The sequence below is a fragment of the Streptomyces sp. NPDC001514 genome (genome assembly GCF_053597075.1).
On record NZ_JBSFHO010000017.1, the window covers coordinates 152,204 to 169,780 of the forward strand.

The following is a 17,577-nucleotide window of genomic DNA, read 5'->3' on the forward strand; positions in this document are numbered from 1 at the left end:
TATGACCCGGACGTCCGGGGTCACTTGGCGCACACCTGTTTGTCTGCTTCGACCTGATCGACGTCCAGCTTTGCCGGACCGGTGAGGGGCACCCCCGCGCCCCTGAAGTCGGCGCCGAGGGTCAGGGTCATGGCCTGCAGCCCCTCGGCGTTCTCGGTGCCAGGCTTGAGTGCCGTGGCGGGCAGGCCCATCAGGTCCGCGAGCTTGCGGGCCTGGTCGGCCTGGTTGGGCGCGTACTCCAGCTGCGTCGTGGCGACGTCGGCCGGGGCGTTGCCCTTGTTGGTGGACTTGAGCACTCCCTCGCTGTTCTGCAGCCAGTCGAGGGTCTTCTGCGCGGAGCCCTGCGGGCCGCCGCCGTTGAAGACGTCGACGCGTACGTCCGACGCATCGGCCCTCGTGCCCTTGAGGAGCGCATCCTGCTTGCTCTTGGCGGCCTGCTGGGCGTCCTTCTTCTTCTGCTCGACCTCGGTGAGCGAGATGTCGTTCTTGACCATGGAGAACAGCGCGTCCGCCTTGTCCGTGTTGAGGACGACCGTGGCCTTGACCTTCTCGGCCGGGTTGTCCAGGACGGGCACGGTGGCGAACGTCAGGTTCTTCATCTCGAACTTGCCCAGCTCCAGACCGAGATCGCGGAGCTTGCTGATGTCACTGATCTTGGAGTCGACGGTCAGCGCCTTGGTGCCGGCCTCCGCCAGCTTGAACAGCTTGGTGGGGCTGGTGAGCGTGTCGTTCGACTTCAGCTTGCGCATGAGGGCGCTGAGGAACTGCTGCTGGATCTTGATCCGGTCCAGATCGCCGCCGAAGCCCACGGCATGCCGGGTACGCACGAACGCCAGCGCCTGCTCACCCTCGATCACGTGCTCGCCTTCCGGCAGATCGAGCTTGGAGTCCGGGTCCTTTATGTTCTTCGCCAGGCAGATGGGCACACCGCCGACGGCCGACGTCAGCGTCTTGACGGCGTTGAAGTCGGCCACCATGAAGTGGTCCACGGTGATGCCGGTGATCTCCTTGACCGTGCGCATGGTGCAGCTCGGCGTGCGGCCCGACTGACCGAGGCTGGTGTTGAACCGGACACCCTCCGACCCGGGGATGACCTTGGTGGAGCCGTCCTCCTGCGTGGTCGGACAGTCGGGAATGTCCGTTATGAGGTCGCGGGGGATGCTCAACGCGGTCGCGTTCGTACGGTCCTTGGACACATGCAGCAGCACCGTGGTGTCCGCGTGGCCCGGGCTGTTCTTGTCGCCGTAGCTCTCGTTGCCCTTGCCGGTGCGCTTGTCCGTGCCGATCAGGAGGATGTTGATCGCCCGGTCCGTGCTGAAGCCGCCGGTGCCGGCGCCGTCGTCGGAGTAGGACTTGATGTTCGAGTTCAGGTGCTCGTAGTAGAGGTATCCGGCAGTCGCCGTGCCGGCCATCAGCAGCGCGAGCGTGCCGCCGATCCACAGCAGCGCCTTCTTCTTGCGGGACTTCCGCTGCTTGCGCTTACGACGGCCCGGACCGCTGGGGGGTGTGAGATCGTCGTGTGCGCCCCCTGCCGCGCCCGCGCCACGGTTCGAGCGGCGCGTGCGCTGCCCGGGGACCTCCGTCCTCGGGGGCGCGGTCCGGGTGGCACTGCGGCGACCGGCCGTTCTCGAGGGGGAGACGCCGGCGGAGCGGGATGCGGCCGACTGCCCAGCGGAGCGGTCCAGTCGCAGTTCGTAGTTGCCGGTCTGCGGATTGAGTACCCACTGGTCGGCGGGGTCGATGTCCTCCGCCCGTCCACGGCTGTGCGCGTCCACGGTTGCTTGAGTCCTCCGTCGGTGCCACGCGAGGCGTCTCTCCCCCCCAGGAGACGCTCGGTTCGTCGATCCGGTTGTGCGCGACCTCGCGGCCGGATGTACCGGATCGCGTCACACTATCCGCCCAGCTCAGCGGCGAGCGACGTCCGTGACAAATTCCACGTGACTTACAACTGGGCATTCCGTACAAACTTCATGGACTGCCGACCGCGCTTTGGTGAGCGCTTTACTTGCACATGCCGGAAGCCGCGTTCGTGCCGGAGAAAGTCGGGGTCGGGCGCGGGTTCGAGGAGCCCGCATTCTCCTCACTCTCCGTCGTGGTCCCGGTGCTGGGCGTCGCGCCCGGTTCGACGACGATCACGGGCGCGTCCCTGCGTAGTCGCCTGAAGAGTTCGCTCGCCGCCGGCTCGAGGAGTGCGTCCCGGTTCGGGTCCGCCGTGTACGGCTGCCGGGGCACGGTGAGGAACTGCACGCGCTCCGGGGGTACGCCCCGCATCGAGCGGGTCAGGTCGTAGAGGTCCTTCAGGGAGTCCAGGCCGGGGTCGGTGGTGATCGATCTGGTCGCCGCGTCGAGGACGGGGTAGAGCTTGGTCGGATTGAGCAGGACGCCGTTGCTCTGCACCTTCTTGAAGAGCGCGCCGAGGAACTGCTGCTGCCGGTCCATACGTTCGGTGTCGCTGCCGTTGCCCAGCGACTTGCGGGCGCGCACGAAGCCGAGGGCCTGCTCGCCGTTGAGGGTCTGTTTGCCCGCCTTTAGCGTGAGATGTGCGTCTCTGTCGTTGATGGGCTTCTTCAGGCAGACCTGGACCCCGTCCACGGCGTCGACCATGCCCTTGAAGCCATGGAAGTCGATCACCATGTGGTGGTTGATCCGGACGCCGGTGAGCCGCTCGACGGTCCGGATCGTGCAGGCCGCGCCACCGTACGAGTAGGCGTAGTTGAACTGGGCGATCTGGGCGGGCGTGCGCATCCCCTTGGCCGCACGGCAGCTGGGGACGTCCACCATCAGGTCACGTGGCACGGACACAGCGGTCGCGCTGCGCCGGTTGCCGGCGATGTGCAGCAGGATCGTGGTGTCGGAGCGCTGTCCCTTGGCCCGGCCGTATTTGCGGTTGGCGGATCCGGCGCGGGTGTCGGAGCCGATGAGGAGGATGTTCCGCGCGCCGTGGGCGGCGGGCAGCGGGCGCTCCCTGTCGTACCGCTCCAGCTCCTCGGCGGTGGTGATGTCCGTGGTGATGTTGCTGTCGAGCTTCCGGTAGAGCCACCAGCTGACCCCGGCGACGGCGAGGAGGAGCAGTGACAGCCCGAACGCGGCCCAACGCAGCCAGCGGCGCCTGCGCTTGACGGTACCGCCGCCGTGCCCGGCCGTCCCACCGCCGCCGGTCGTCCCATCGTGCCCGGCCGTCCCACCGCCGCCGATCGTCCCATCGTGCCTGATCGTCCCGCCGTGCCCGGTCGTCCCATCGTCCCTGGCCGTCCCGCCGCCCGCCTTGTCGCCCGCGTACCCGGCCGGATCCGCGGCCGGGTCCATGGCCGGTTCGTCCGGTTCGGCGGGCGTGCCAGCGCTGTCGGTCACTTCTGGGTCCATCCTCGGGGTGGTTTGTGTACGTATGTACCGCCGATGATGTCCCGGAGCCGACCCTCAGGCCCGAGGGCTCGGCCCGCGGTGAGCCGTATGAGTGGACTTCAGAGCGCCTGTCGTACCGAGGTGTTGGTCATACCGCGGTATCGGTCACCCGCTCGCTCTCGACGCGCTTCTCCAGTTCCTCCGCGGACAGTTGGTCCAGGTTGCGGCAGAGAACCACCGAGCCACCGGAGGCGAGCGGCGCGTACAGCCCGGCGGACAGTCCGTCCCAGGCGTCGTACGGACGCCCCGACAGCAGCCGCGACCCGGCGCCCAGGCCCAGCTCGGCGGCGTCCGCACGGGCGCGCTCCACGAGCTGGGCGCCCGTCAGTTCCGTACCGGCGACGCGCAGCGCCGGGGAGTGCGGATCGACCGGTCCATAAGGGATGAAGCGGTCACCCTGGCTCGGGACCTCCACGGCGTAGTCGGCAAAGCCCTCGGGCGCCTGCGGGAACCGCCCGCCGAGGGGGCGCAGCGCGAGCGCGATCCGCTCCCCGGAGCAGGCGCGGGCCGCATCGAGGGTGTCCGGGCCGCTCACCACCAGGTCCGCGGCCGCCGGGTCACCGCCGACGTCCGCCACGACCCCGGCCGACGAACAGGCGAGCAGCCACACCGCGGTCTGCCAGTGCGCGGGCAGCAGCAGTGCCAGCCGGTCGCCCGGCTCGACGGACAGCCCGTCCTGGAGGAGGTTCGCCGTCTTGGCCACCCAATTGGCGAGGGTCGCGACGGACAATTCGACTCGCTCGCCGGTGGCGTCGTCGTAGAAAGTGACCAAGGGGCGGGCCGGGTCCGCGGCGAGCGCGGATCGCAGCAGGTCGGCGGGGGTGTGGTCGCTGGCGTTCACCTGCGCAAGGGTACGCCGCGGGCGCCGCGCCGGCGCGGCCGTACCGGTGACGGCGTCCCCCGGTCGGACCGACGGGCCGTCACTGTTCCGAGGGGCGTCCGCCGCCCGCGCTCCCCAGGATCGTTCACATGCGTGCCTTGCTTGCATCCTCGATCGGCGCCGCGTGCACCGCAGCGCTCGTCCTCCCCGTGCTCGCGCTGCCGGCCGGTGCGACGGCGCCGGTCGGTGCGGCGCCGGCCGGGCCGGATGTGCCGGGATCCACGCAGTCCCTGCTGCTGGAACCGCTCCCGGGGCTGCCGCGAGCGGGCGGTGAGGCGGCCGCGCAAGGGCTCGAGCGGCGCGATGTCCGCCCGTTCTCGCTCCTCGGGGTCGTCTGGGACGACGTGGACGCCGAACTGCACGGAACGGTCCAGGTCCGTACGCGCGCCACCGGCTCCGGTGACTGGTCCGAGTGGCAGGACGTGGAGACCCACAACCACGAGCACGGCGCCGACCCCGACTCGACCGAACGCACCGAGGGCGGCGCGGTGCGCGGCTCGACCGCGCCGCTGTGGGTCGGCGACTCGGACGGCGTGGAGGTGCGCGTACGGCCGGAACCGGCCGGGACAGGGGTGTTGCGTGGACTGACCCCGCCGCTGCCGCACGGGCTGCGGCTGGAGCTCGTCGACCCGGGCCGGGTCACGGAGGAGGAGGTCCCGGTGTCGGACGAGGCACCGGAAGGCGAGTCCGTACCGGAGGCCGGGCCGGAAGAGACGTCGGGGGAGTCCGCGGGCGAACCGGCGGGCGAGCCGTCGGGCGAGGAGGAACTCCCGGCCTCCGGCGCCCAGTCCGGCACCGAGAACGCCGAGGTCGCGGCCCTGTCGCCGGAGGCCGCCGCCGCCTCCGCCGTGAACGCCGAGCTCGCGCCGCTCGGTGCCGGGGTCATCCCCGCCCTGACCAAGGCCGAGACGGAGGCGGAAGCGGCTCTCTACGGCGTCGCCAAGCCGTACATCGGCCCCCGGCCACCGATCATCACGCGCAAGGGCTGGGGCGCGGACGAGAAGCTGCGCGAGAGGCAGTTCGTCTATACAAACGGGGTCAAAGCGGCCTTCGTCCATCACACTGCGACGGGTAACCGGTACACCTGCCGACAGGCTCCCTCCGTCCTCCGCAGTATCTACCGCTACCACGTACTGAGCAGCGGCTGGCGCGACTTCGGCTACAACTTCGCGGTCGACAAGTGCGGAAACATCTACGAAGGGCGCGCGGGAGGCGTGGCCAAGGCGGTCCTGGGTGCCCACACACGCGGGTTCAACAGCAACAGCATGGGCATCGCGGTCATCGGAACGTACAGTGCGACCACCCCGCCGGAGGCCGCAGTGACCGCGGTGGCCAGGCTCACCGCCTGGAAGCTGGGTCTGTACGGGGTGAATCCGAACACGACGACCTATCTGACATCCGCCGGCGGCAACAAGTTCAAGAAGGGCACGAAGGCCAGACTCAACGTCATCTCCGGGCACCGCGACGGATTCGAGACGGACTGCCCCGGCGGCCGCCTCTACAGCAAACTCGGCCTGGCGCGCAGCGCTTCGGCGAAGTATCAAGGGCGTTGAAAAGTCGCACCAAGGTGCCGCATACGTACGTACGAACAGGCTGCATACACTGGCCGGTCATACGCACGAATCGCCCGGCCCCAGCAGGAAGCAGAGATGGCATTGACTCAGGCCCAAGAAGCGATCCTCCTGGTCGGCGGCAAGGGCACGCGGCTGCGGCCGCTCACCGTGAACACGCCCAAGCCGATGGTCCCCGCGGCGGGCGTGCCGTTCCTCACCCACCAGCTGGCACGCGCCCGCGCGGCGGGCGTCGAGCACATCGTGCTCGCGACCTCGTACCTCGCGGAGGTCTTCGAGCCGTACTTCGGCGACGGTTCCTCGCTGGGACTGCACCTGGAGTACGTGACCGAGGAGGAGCCGCTCGGCACCGGCGGGGCGATCCGGAACGTGGCGTCGCGGCTCCGCTCGGGGCCCGACGATCCGGTGCTCATCTTCAACGGCGACATCCTGACGGGCCTGGACATCGGCGACCTGGTCACGACGCACGAGCGGTCCGGGGCGGACGTGTCGCTGCATCTGACCCGGGTGGAGGACCCGCGGGCCTTCGGCCTCGTCCCGACGGACGAGCGCGGGCGGGTGACGGCGTTCCTGGAGAAGCCCCAGACCCCGGAGGAGATCGTCACCGACCAGATCAACGCGGGGGCGTACGTCTTCCGCCGGTCGGTGATCGACAGCATCCCCGCGGGCCGTCCGGTCTCGGTCGAACGGGAGACCTTCCCGGACCTGCTCTCGGCCGGGGCACATCTGCAGGGCCTGGTCGACTCCACCTACTGGCTCGACCTCGGCACCCCCCAGGCCTTCGTCCGGGGCTCCGCCGACCTCGTCCTGGGCCGTGCGCCGTCCCCGGCGGTGCCGGGCCGCTGCGGCGACCGGCTCGTCCTGCCCACCGCCACGGTCGCCCCCGACGCCAAGCTGACGGAGGGCACGGTCATCGGCGACGGCGCGGTGATCGGTGAGGGCGCCCGCGTGGCGGGCAGCACGGTCCTGGACGGCGCGGTCGTCGAACCCGGCGCGGTCATCACCGACTCCCTCATCGGCGCCGGTGCCCGCATCGGCGCCCGAACGGTCCTCTCCGGCGCGGTCATCGGCGACGGCGCGACGATCGGCCCCGACAACGAGCTGCGGGACGGCGTCAGGGTCTGGTGCGACGCCACGCTGCCCGCGGGCGCGATCCGCTTCTCGTCGGACCAGTAGCCACGGGCGCGGCCGGGTTCGCTGCACGGGCGGGCGGCGCGGGCCCTACTCTCGAAGGGACCCCGAACCCCCGAGGACCCCACCTGTGGCCGGACGCTTCGAACCCCGCCCCGCCGTCACCCGCACCACCACACGCGGTGGCGAGGTGGCCGTACCCGCGCCCAGGGCGGCGGCCGCGCGTACGCACGGGGGCCGGGAGCGGCGGTACGTGCCGCCGGGGCCGCTCGACCTCGGGCTGGTCCTTGGGCCGCTGCGGCGCGGGCCCGCGGACCCCACGTTCCGTACGGCACCGGACGGCTCGGTGTGGCGGGCGACCCGCACCCCCGCGGGCCCTGGCACCCTCCGTGTTGCCGCACGTGACGGCGCCGTGCACGCCGAAGCCTGGGGCCCGGGCGCCGAGTGGCTGCTGGAGCAGCTTCCCGCGCTGCTCGGCGAGGCCGACGACCCGGACGCCTTCGAGCCCCGCCACCGTCTCGTCGCGGACACCCACCGCCGCCGCCCCGGCCTCCGGCTGACCCGCACGGGACTGGTCATGGAGTCCCTGATCCCGTCGATCCTGGAGCAGAAGGTCACCACGGACGAGGCCTATCGCGCCTGGCGGCTGCTCGTACGCAAGTACGGAGAACCCGCCCCGGGACCTGCGCCGGAGCGGATGTACGTCATGCCCGAGCCCCGGACCTGGGCCCTCGTCCCCTCCTGGGAGTGGCACCGCGCCGGCGTCGACAACAAGCGCGCCTCCACGATCCTCCGTGCCGTCCGCGTCGCCCGCCGCATGGAGGAGGCCGCCGCGATGGACCCCGAGGCGGCGCTGGCGCGCCTGGAGCTGATCCCCGGCATCGGCCCGTGGACCTCCGCCGAGACGGTCCAGCGCAGCAACGGCGCGCCCGACGCCGTGACGGTCGGCGACCTCCATCTCCCCGGCATCGTCGGCTACGCCCTCGCCGGCGACCGCGATGCCGACGACGCCGCGATGCTCGAACTCCTGGAGCCCTACGCGGGCCAGCGCCACCGCGCCGCCCGCCTGATCCTCCTCAGCGGCCGCACCCCGGCGCGCCGCAAGCCCAAGATGCCGCGGCACGACATCGCCGCGCTCTGAGCGCTCAGAGCGAGTGCTCAGCGCGAGTGCTCAGCGCTCATCCCGATCGCTCAGCGCACCTCGATGAACGCCGACGCGTCACGCGCCGGCCGGTCCTTCGGAGCAGCCGCGGGCCGTCCCACGGCCACCGCCCCCATCGGGTCCCAGGACTCCGGCAGCCCGAGGACCTCGCGCACGACCTCGCGGCAGAACATCGTCGAGGACACCCACGCCGACCCGAGCCGCTCACCCGCCAGCGCCACCAGGAAGTTCTGTACGCCCGCGCCCGCCGCGACCACGAACATCTCGCGTTCCGCCGCGTCCCGCCGGGCGTCCCCGTAGGTGTGCGAGCCGTCCATCACCAGACACGGCACCACCAGGTAGGGCGCGTTGCGCAGGACGTCGCCGCGCCTGATCCGCTTGGCGATCGACTCCTCCGACCTGCCGTCGCGCCGGAGATCCGCGATCCAGGCCTCCCGCATCGCGTCCAGCAGCCGCCCCCGCGACTCCGATGACTCCAGCAGCACGAAGCGCCACGGCGTCGTGTGGTGCGGCGCGGGTGCCGTCACGGCCGCGGCGACCGCGCGCCGCACCGCGCCCGGGTCCACCGGATCGTCCGTGAACTCCCGCACCGTGCGCCGCAGCGTCACCGCTTCCCGTACGGCCTCCGAGGTGCCCAGCCGGAACATGTCGTCCGCGGCCACCCGCACCAGGGCCCGCGCCCCCTCGGCCTCCGCGGAGACCACATGGCCGAGCCCGCGCACCACCGCGACCGGCAGCCCGGCCGCCTTGCCCTTGACCAGGTCGCCGGCCGCGGCCAGCTCGTCCGCCGTGGCGACCACGGTCGCGCTCAGCGGATTCCCGTACGCGTCCTCGCCGCCGCGGAGATCGTCCAGGACCCGTACGCCCGCCGCCCCGATCGCGACATCGGTGAGCCCGGTGCGCCAGGGCCGCCCGAAGGTGTCCGTGACGATCACCCCGACCTCGACGCCGAGCGTGTCCCGCAGCCCTTCGCGGATGCGGGCGGCCGACGCGTCCGGGTCCTCGGGCAGCAACAGCACAGTCCCGGCAGGGGTGTTGGAGGCGTCGACCCCGGCCGCGGCCATGACCAGGCCCTGCCGGTTCTCGACGATGCGGAGGGTGCCGCGCCGCGCCACGACCCGTACGGTCTCGGCGTCGATGGCCCCTTCGCGGTCGTCGGCCGCGACGATCCGCCCCTCCGCCTTGCTCACGATCTTCGACGTGACGAGCAGGACGTCGCCGTCCACCAGCCCCGGCTCGGTGGCCGCGATCAGCTTGGCGATGTCGTCGCCCGGCCGCACCTCGGGCAGCCCGGGCAGCGCCAGGACCCGGTACGACGGCGAGGCCTCCGCCCCGGTCATGCCCGTACCTCTTCCGCGAGCGTCAGCGCCTCACGCGCCATCGCCGCGGCGGCCTCGACGTCCGTCATCATCAGCGGCACCGCCTTGCACCGGATTCCCGCCTCCTCGACCTCGGCCACCGCACCCGCGTCCACGGTGTCCACGAGCCAGCCGTCCAGCAGACCCGAGCCGTAGTGCTTCGCCACGGCCGACGCCGTCGACTCGACACCGACCGCCGCCAGCACCTTGTCGGCCATGCCCCGCACCGGCGCGTCGCCGACGATGGGGGAGAGGCCGACGACGGGGACGCCCGCCTCCGCGATCGCCTCCCGGATGCCGGGCACCGCGAGGATCGTCCCCACGCTCACCACGGGGTTGGACGGTGGGAAGAGGATGACGTCGGCGGTGGAGATCGCCTCCAGCACACCCGGCGCGGGCTTCGCCTGTTCGGCCCCGACGGGCACGACGGCGTGGGCGTCGACGGAGGCGCGCAGCTTCACCCAGTACTCCTGGAAGTGGATCGCCTTGCGCTCGCCGTCCACGGTGACGGCGACATGGGTCTCGACGCGGTCGTCGGTCATGGGGATGAGCCGCACGCCGGGCTGCCAGCGGTCGCACAGCGCCTCGGTGACGGCGCTCAGCGGATAGCCCGCGCCCAGCATCTGCGTACGGACGATGTGGGTGGCGAAGTCACGGTCGCCGAGCCCGAACCAGTCCGGCCCCACGCCGTACGCCGCGAGCTCGCTCTTGACCTGGAAGGTCTCGTCCTTGCGTCCCCAGCCCTGCTCCTCGTTGATGCCGCCGCCGAGCGTGTACATCACCGTGTCGAGGTCCGGGCAGACCTTCAGCCCGAACAGATGGATGTCGTCACCGGTGTTGCCGATGACCGTGATGTCGGCTTCGGGGGCGGCCGTCTTGAGGCCACGCAGAAAACGAGCACCGCCGATGCCGCCGGCCAGAACCACAATGCGCATGCACAGCAGTTTGTCAGGCGGTGACGACATCCTCGCGGGCCGGGGAGCAGTGCGAGGCGTGCATCGGCATCTCGGTCAGGCCCGGGAAGTAGATGTGCAGGCTCACGGCCGGTTCGAGCGAGTCATTGACCACCTCGTGCACATATCCGGATGCGAAGACGCGCTGGGCGCCGGCGGCCAGGGACCGGGCGGCAGTGGCCGTCCGCTCCGTCAACTCGCCGTCGAGAACGGTGAGTACGCCGGACGACGGGCCGTGGTCGTGGAGCCCGCTGCCCTGGCCGGGGACCCAGGAGAGCAGCCAGACCTCGTACCCGGGGCCGGTGCGCAGCCGGTGGTACCAGCGGGAGGTGGCGTCGTACCGGACGAGGTGCGCCCACTGGGCGCGGTCGTCGGCGATGGAGCGGGCGAGGCCGGCGAACTCGGCCACGGTCGCGGGGTGCTCCCGGGCGGGCTGGAGGAGGTGCTGGACCTCGAGGATGTCGCCGGCGATCTGGAGGTCGCTGTCGCTGTTCATGGGTGCGGTGGTTCCTCGGCAGAAACAGAAAGGTCAGTGCTGGGGTGTCGCGAGTCCTCGCCCTGGGGGCGGAGGGGGGAAGAGCTGGAGCGCTACGGCATCAACAGCTGGAACAGCAACAGCAACAGCGACCCTGGACAGCACTGCGGAACCCACGGAGGGGGGTCGCGGAAGGCGCTGTGGTCGCTGGCATGCCTTCCAAGGTGGCCAACGCGATCCCGAATGTCAACTCGATGCCCGGTTTGGCGGCAATGTTTCACCTCATCCGGTTACTCCGGTCGGAGAAAGGTTTGTGCAGCCGCTCGGCCGGAGACATCGCGCAGCAACCGCGCTCTCAAACGCCGTTGTGCTCTCGTGATCAGACTGTGATCCGGATCGCTTGTGCTGTCGGATCGCAACAAGATCGAACCGTGCGGCGTCCTTCCCTCGTGGGGACCGGTGAACGCCGGTCCCCACGAGGAAGAGGGGGGAGGGTGCGGGGTGCGTGGACAGGCCAGTGGCATGTGTCGCGTTTTTGGTGATTTGAACACTTTCCGCATAGCCTTGGTTCCGCAGAGTGAATACCGGGCCCAATAGCAGATCTCGGCTTGACTGGCCCGGATCCACACACTTGTAATTTCACTCGTGTCGTTCGGCCGAAATCGGTAACGGCTACATCACGGGGACGCAAAGACAGACGAGGGGCGCACATGACCGAGCTGTTCCAGCAACTGCTGGTCGAGGACGCGGAAGAGGAACTCGGCTGGCAGGAGCGCGCGTTGTGCGCCCAGACCGACCCCGAGTCCTTCTTTCCGGAGAAGGGCGGTTCCACTCGCGAAGCCAAGAAGGTCTGCCTCGCCTGCGAAGTCCGCTCCGAGTGCCTCGAGTACGCCCTTGCCAACGACGAGCGATTCGGTATCTGGGGCGGCCTGTCCGAGCGTGAGCGCCGCCGCCTCAAGAAGGCCGCCGTCTGACCGAGCTGCCGACGCAGCTGTCCGGTCGGCCTTCCCTGCGACCGGCCGAGCTTCCCGGCGACCGGGCGCGACCTTGCCGGCGACCGGCCGAGCTTCCCGGCGACGGGCCGCGACCTTCCCGGCGACCGGCCGAGCTTCCCGGCCGGGCTTCCGGCCGGACGACCCGAGCTGTCCGACCAAACAGCACACACCCGACGTAAGAACGGTCCGTTGCCTGTGGCTCTGTCCACAGGCGGCGGACCGTCCTGTTGTCAGCCGTTAGTGTGGGGCCCCGTCCCAGAACGCTCCAGCGCCCCCTCGCGGGGGTGACCCCGGCCGGAGGGCCCGTACCTCAATGTCCGCCACCACTGCCGTGTTTGTTCCCGCAACGCCGCCCGAGTGCCCGCGGCACGTCGTCACCGCCGTCCTCGTCTCGCACGACGGTGCCCGCTGGCTGCCGGACGCGCTCGCCGGGCTGCTCGGCCAGGAGCGCCCCGTGCAGAACGTCGTCGCGGCCGACACCGGCAGCGCCGACGACTCCGCGCAGCTGATCACCGAGGCGCTCGGCGCCGACCGGGTTCTGCATCTCGCGCGCCGCACCGGATTCGGTGCCGCCGTCGACGAGGCCGCCCGCACCGCGCCCGTCCTCACCCCCGACGATCTGCCTTATCTGAAGCGGCCCAGCGGCTGGGACCCGGTGACCAGGACCTGGCGCGACGAGGCCTACGAGATGCCGGAACTGCCCTACGGCGAACCGGTCCAGTGGCTCTGGCTGCTCCACGACGACTGCGCCCCCGCCCCCGGCGCACTGGCCGAGCTGCTGCGCGTCGCCGACTCCGACGAACACGCGGCGATCATCGGCCCCAAGCTGCGCGGCTGGTACGACCGCAAGCAACTCCTCGAGGCCGGCGTCTCCATCGCCAACAGCGGCCGCCGCTGGACCGGGCTCGACCGCCGCGAGCAGGACCAGGGCCAGCACGACCAGGTCCGTTCCGTCCTGTCCGTCTCCTCCGCCGGCATGCTCATCCGCCGCGACGTGTGGGAGGAGCTCGGCGGCTTCGACCGCCGGCTGCCCCTCATGCGCGACGACGTCGACCTGTGCTGGCGCGCCCACGCCGCCGGACACCGCGTCCTCGTCGCCCCCGGCGCGGTCCTCCGCCACGCCGAGGCCGCGGCCCGAGAGCGCCGCACCGTCGACTGCGCGGGCCGCTCCGTCTCCAGCCCGCACCGCGTCGACAAAGCGGGCGCCGTCTACACCCTGCTGGCCAACGCACGCGGCCGCGCCCTTCCCTACGTACTGCTCCGGCTCGTCCTCGGCACCCTGCTGCGCACCCTCGCCTATCTCGTCGGCAAGGCGCCCGGCCAGGCCGTCGACGAGGTCATGGGCCTCTTCGGCACCCTCCTGCGCCCCGAGAGGATCCTCGCCGCCCGCCGCAGGCGCAGAAAGCCTCTGGTCGACGCGAGCGAACTGCGACCGCTGTTCCCGCCGCCCGGCGCCACCGTCCGGGCCACGGTCGAGCAGGTCGCGAGCAGCCTCGGCGCCGGCAGGGACTCCGACTCCGGAGGCTCGCGCCACGGCGTCGTCGAATCGGGCCCGGGCGGCGACGACGCGGACTATCTGGAGATCGAGCAGTTCGCCCGGCTGAAGCGGATCGCCCGCAAGCCGGGCCCCCTCCTCTTCGCGATCCTGCTCCTCGTCTCGGTCGTCGCCTGCCGCGGACTCCTCACCGGCGGCGCACTCGCCGGCGGCGCGCTGCTGCCCGCGCCCGACGAGGTGTCAGGTCTCTGGGGGCGGTACGCCGACGCGTGGCATCCCCTCGGCACCGGCGGCACGCAGACGGCGCCGCCCTATCTCGCGGTCCTCGCCGTCCTGTCCGGGCTCTTCCTCGGCTCCACCGGCTCCGCGCTCACCCTGCTCCTCGTCTGCTCCGTGCCACTCGCCGGCGTCACGGCGTACTTCGCCTCCCGGCCGCTCGTCGAATCCCGGCTGCTGCGCGCCTGGGCGAGCATCGCGTACGCCTTCCTGCCCGCCGCGACCGGCGCCCTCGCCACCGGCCGGCTCGGCACGGCCGTCCTCGCGATCGTGCTGCCGCTGATCGCACGCGCCGCGACGGCGGCATACGGAATCGGCCGCGAGGACGGTGCACGCGGCAGCTGGCGGGCCACCTGGGCGTACGCCCTGCTCCTGACCTTCACGATGGCCTTCACGCCGATCGTGTGGCCCCTCGCGGTCGTCCTCGGGATCGCCGCCCTGGTGCTGCGGCGCGACGACCTCACCGCGTACGGGCTGCGTTTCGTCGCCGTCGTCGGGACCCCGCTGCTGGTCCTCGCCCCCTGGTCGCTGTCCCTGCTGACCGGCCCGTCCGGCTTCTTCCACGAGGCGGGCCTGGACTTCGGCGCGGGCTCGGCCTCCGCGCTCGATCTGCTCGGCATCAGCCCCGGCGGCCCGAAGGCCCTCGGCGGACTGGTGCTCATCGGTGTCGTCCTCGCGGCGCTGGCGGCCCTGCTGCGCGGCGAGCGGCAGTTCGCGATCCGTACCGCCTGGGCCGTCGCGCTCGTCGCGCTCGTCTTCGCGGCCGTCGCCAACGGTTCGGGCTGGGCCGGACCCGCCACCCTCCTCTACGGCATCGCGCTGCTCGCCGCCGCCGTGCTCGGCGCGGAAGGCGCCCGCGAGCGCGTCGCCGCACAGTCCTTCGGTTGGCGTCAGCCCGTCGCCGCGCTCATCGCCCTGGCGGCCGGCGCGGCACCGCTGCTCGCCGCGGTCAACTGGATGATCAGCGGGGCCACGGGACCGCTGGAGCGCCGCGACCCGGTGCAGGTCCCGGCGTTCGTCGCCGAGGAGAGCGGCACCCGCGACCAGCCGCGCACCCTCGTCCTCGGCGGCACCTCCGCCGCCGAGGTGTCGTACAGCCTGGTCCGCGGCTCCGGCGCCCGCCTCGGCGACGCCGAACTGACCGAGACCGGTGGCAGCGACGCCCGCCTCGACAAGGTCGTCGCCAATCTGGTCGCGGGCTCCGGCGCCGACCAGACCAGCCAGCTCAGCGGCTTCGCGATCCGGTACGTGCTCGTGCGGGACGGGGCGCCGCGCCAGATGAGCCGCGTCCTCGACGCCACGCCGGGACTGTCCAGGCTCAGCCAGCTCGACGGCAGCGCGCTGTGGCGCGTCGACCGCCAGGTCGCCCGCGCGGTCATCGTGAACGGCAAGGAGGACCCGCTGCCCGTGGCCTCCGGACCCGTCGAGGCCCACACCGGGATCCCGGCCGGCCCGTCCGGCCGTGTGCTGCGTATCGCCGACCACGCGGACGACGGCTGGCAGGCCACGCTCGACGGCCGCGCGCTCTCGAAGACGACGGTCGACGGCTGGGCGCAGGGCTTCGAACTCCCCACGGAGGGCGGCAAGCTCGACCTCACGTACGAGGAGCCCGTCACCCACACCGCCTGGATCTGGACACAGGGCGCACTCGCGCTCGTCCTGCTGGTCCTCGCACTGCCCGGCCGGCGCCGTGAGATCGACGACGATCTGCCGGACGAGGAGGCCGCGATCCCGGCCCAGCCCGTGGAGGGCGAGGGGCGCAGGGCCCGCAGGTTGCGGGCGGCGGCCCAGGCGGAGGCGGAAGCGGAGGGCCTGGCGGCTCCCGAGTACGAGTCCGAGTACGAGTCAGAGCCGCAGCCGCATGCCGAGCAGGAGCCCGAGCCCGAGTCGTATGCGGCGGTGCCGCAGCAACAGCAGTACGGCGAATGGGACGGCGACCGGACGTACGCGGATGCGGACTACGCGACGTACGGCGAGCAGCAGCAGTACCAGCAGCAGTACGGGTACGACGATCAGCAGCCCTACGCCGAGCCGTCGCAGCAGTACGGGCAGGACCAGTACGCGCAGGAGCAGTACGGGCAGGGCCAGTACGGGCAGCAGCAGTACGCGCAGGACCAGTACGGGCAGCAGCAGTACGACCCGTACGGCACGGGCCAGTACGACCCCTACGGCTACGAGACCGAGCAGCGTCCCGACGGGAGCAGCAACCAGTGAACCGCACGACCCTCTCCCTCCTCGCGGCCGCCACCGCCCTCGCCGCCGTGACCGGGCTCGCCGCGCTCACCGCGCCCGACGGCGGGGACGCCGCGGCCGGGGCCAAGGCCCCCGCCCGGCTGCCGGTCGAACGCTCCAGCCTGCTGTGCCCGGCGCCCACCACGTCCGACATCGGGGAGACGGCGTACACGTCGTTCACCCCGGCGGGCAGCGAGGCCGACGCGGACGCGGAGTCGGCGGCCGAACTGAAGCCGTCCGTGACGACACTGGCGGACCCCGACAAGGGAGCCGCGGACAAGGACGCTGACAAGGACAAGGACAAGGACGCGGACAAGGCGGAGAAGACCGGCACGGCGAAGAAGCCCGCGCCCGACAAGCCCTTCCTCACCCTCAAGGCGCCCGGCACGCCCGTCGCCGGCGAGGAGTCCGGCAGCGACGCCCCCGCGCTCGTCGGCACCGCCACCGGCAAGCTCGCCCCCGGCTGGACGACGCAGCAGACCACCACGGTCCCCGCCGGCAGTGGCCGCGGCGTGCTCGGCGTCAGCTGCACCGCGCCGGACACCGACTTCTGGTTCCCGGGCGCGAGCCTCGCGAAGGACCGGCAGGACTATGTCCACCTCACCAACCCCGACGACACGGCCGCGGTCGCCGACATCCAGCTCTACGGCAAGGACGGCGCCCTCAAGTCCCAGCTGACCGAGGGCATCCCGGTGCCGGCCGGGGCGAGCGTGCCCGTGCTGCTGCCGACCCTGACGACCGACAAGGCCGAGGACGTGACGGTCCACGTCACCACCCGTACCGGCCGGGTGGGCGCCGTGGTGCGGGGCGCGGGCGACGACACCGGCAGCGACTGGCTGCCCGCGTCCACGGACCCGGCCGGCACGCTCGTACTGCCGGGCATTCCGGCCGATGCGACGTCCGTGCGGCTCGTGGCGTTCGCGCCCGGCGACGACGACGCCGACCTGAAGCTGCGGCTGGCGACCGCGTCCGGCACGATCACCCCTGCGGGCGCGGAGAACCTGCGGGTGAAGTCGGGCATGACCGCGACCGTCGACCTGAAGGACGTCACCAAGGGCGAGGCCGGCTCACTGCTGCTCAGCCCGTCGGAGAGCGGCAAGGCGACCCCCGTGGTCGCCGCGCTCCAGGTCACGCGCGGCACCGGCGCCAAACAGGAACTCGCCTTCATCCCCGCGACCGCGCCCGTGACGGAGCGGGCCACGGCCGCCGACAACCGTGCCAAGGGCTCGGTGCTCTCCCTGACCGCGCCCGGCGCCACCGCCGAGGTGAAGGTCACGGCCTCGGCCGGCACCGGAGGGGGCGAGCCGGTCGTCAAGAAGTACACGGTGAAGGGCGGTACGACGCTCGCGATCACCACCCCGCCCGTCCCGGCCGGTCTCAAGGGCTCCTACGCGCTGACGATCGAGCCCGAGTCCGGTGGCCCGGTCCACGCGGCGCGCACGCTGCTGCTGCCGCAGGACGGGATCCAGATGTTCACGGTCCAGACGCTCCCGGACGACCGCGGCACGGTCGAGGTCCCGCAGGCGGAGCAGGACCTCTCGGTGCTGGACGACTAGGCCCTGTCCGGCCGATCTTGCCGGGCTCGCGTGCCCTGGCACCGCACCTCGCTGCGTTGTCGTCGGTCACCGACGCTCCGCGTCGATTTCC

The 17,577-nt window shown here is 71.9% G+C and carries 12 protein-coding genes; 6 read left to right on the plus strand and 6 right to left on the minus strand.

All coding sequences use genetic code 11. The annotated features are described in order from the left end of the window. Positions 1 to 20 precede the first annotated feature (20 nt). The 3 genes from ACWCXB_RS19830 to ACWCXB_RS19840 form a co-directional block, all read right to left on the minus strand. Positions 21 to 1,775: an LCP family protein gene (locus tag ACWCXB_RS19830; protein ID WP_450724553.1), complete on the minus strand. Its 1,755-nt coding sequence runs from the start codon at positions 1,773 to 1,775 to the stop codon at positions 21 to 23. 226 nt (positions 1,776 to 2,001) lie between these two features. Continuing rightward, positions 2,002 to 3,351 carry an LCP family protein gene (locus ACWCXB_RS19835; RefSeq protein ID WP_450724555.1) on the minus strand — a complete coding sequence of 450 codons (1,350 nt, stop codon included), beginning with the start codon at positions 3,349 to 3,351 and terminating at the stop codon, positions 2,002 to 2,004. A gap of 139 nt (positions 3,352 to 3,490) precedes the next feature. Beyond that, on the minus strand, positions 3,491 to 4,243 hold the full coding sequence (locus tag ACWCXB_RS19840; protein ID WP_450724557.1) for a TIGR03089 family protein: 753 nt from the start codon (positions 4,241 to 4,243) through the stop codon (positions 3,491 to 3,493). A gap of 128 nt (positions 4,244 to 4,371) precedes the next feature. On the opposite strand from ACWCXB_RS19840, the gene ACWCXB_RS19845 reads away from it, so the two are divergent. The 3 genes from ACWCXB_RS19845 to ACWCXB_RS19855 all read left to right on the plus strand — a co-directional run bounded on the left by ACWCXB_RS19845 (position 4,372) and on the right by ACWCXB_RS19855 (position 8,125). Continuing rightward, on the plus strand, positions 4,372 to 5,835 hold the full coding sequence (locus tag ACWCXB_RS19845; RefSeq protein WP_450724559.1) for a peptidoglycan recognition protein family protein: 1,464 nt from the start codon (positions 4,372 to 4,374) through the stop codon (positions 5,833 to 5,835). 96 nt (positions 5,836 to 5,931) lie between these two features. Beyond that, on the plus strand, positions 5,932 to 7,029 hold the full coding sequence (locus ACWCXB_RS19850; protein ID WP_450724560.1) for a sugar phosphate nucleotidyltransferase: 1,098 nt from the start codon (positions 5,932 to 5,934) through the stop codon (positions 7,027 to 7,029). Positions 7,030 to 7,114: 85 nt separating this feature from the next. After that, on the plus strand, positions 7,115 to 8,125 hold the full coding sequence (locus tag ACWCXB_RS19855) for a DNA-3-methyladenine glycosylase family protein (RefSeq protein WP_450724562.1): 1,011 nt from the start codon (positions 7,115 to 7,117) through the stop codon (positions 8,123 to 8,125). A gap of 50 nt (positions 8,126 to 8,175) precedes the next feature. On the opposite strand, the gene ACWCXB_RS19860 is transcribed toward ACWCXB_RS19855, so the two are convergent. From ACWCXB_RS19860 to ACWCXB_RS19870, 3 genes are read right to left on the minus strand one after another with little or no spacing between them, the layout of a single operon-like run. Beyond that, on the minus strand, positions 8,176 to 9,486 hold the full coding sequence (locus tag ACWCXB_RS19860; RefSeq protein ID WP_450724564.1) for a coenzyme F420-0:L-glutamate ligase: 1,311 nt from the start codon (positions 9,484 to 9,486) through the stop codon (positions 8,176 to 8,178). Further along, positions 9,483 to 10,439 carry a 2-phospho-L-lactate transferase gene (gene cofD, locus ACWCXB_RS19865; RefSeq protein WP_450724566.1) on the minus strand — a complete coding sequence of 319 codons (957 nt, stop codon included), beginning with the start codon at positions 10,437 to 10,439 and terminating at the stop codon, positions 9,483 to 9,485. Before cofD ends, ACWCXB_RS19860 begins: the two co-directional genes overlap by 4 nt. A gap of 13 nt (positions 10,440 to 10,452) precedes the next feature. Beyond that, positions 10,453 to 10,953, minus strand: coding sequence for a cysteine dioxygenase (locus ACWCXB_RS19870; RefSeq protein ID WP_450724568.1), 501 nt, complete (start codon positions 10,951 to 10,953; stop codon positions 10,453 to 10,455). A gap of 689 nt (positions 10,954 to 11,642) precedes the next feature. Between ACWCXB_RS19870 and ACWCXB_RS19875 the strand changes: the two genes are divergently transcribed. The 3 genes from ACWCXB_RS19875 to ACWCXB_RS19885 all read left to right on the plus strand — a co-directional run bounded on the left by ACWCXB_RS19875 (position 11,643) and on the right by ACWCXB_RS19885 (position 17,486). Further along, positions 11,643 to 11,906, plus strand: coding sequence for a WhiB family transcriptional regulator (locus ACWCXB_RS19875; RefSeq protein WP_077974550.1), 264 nt, complete (start codon positions 11,643 to 11,645; stop codon positions 11,904 to 11,906). A 334-nt stretch (positions 11,907 to 12,240) separates the two neighbouring features. Then, positions 12,241 to 15,912 (plus strand): glycosyltransferase, encoded by a 3,672-nt coding sequence (locus ACWCXB_RS19880; protein WP_450724570.1) that lies wholly within the window; start codon positions 12,241 to 12,243, stop codon positions 15,910 to 15,912. Continuing rightward, positions 15,909 to 17,486, plus strand: coding sequence for a DUF5719 family protein (locus ACWCXB_RS19885; RefSeq protein WP_450724572.1), 1,578 nt, complete (start codon positions 15,909 to 15,911; stop codon positions 17,484 to 17,486). Before ACWCXB_RS19880 ends, ACWCXB_RS19885 begins: the two co-directional genes overlap by 4 nt. The last annotated feature ends 91 nt before the right edge of the window (positions 17,487 to 17,577 follow it).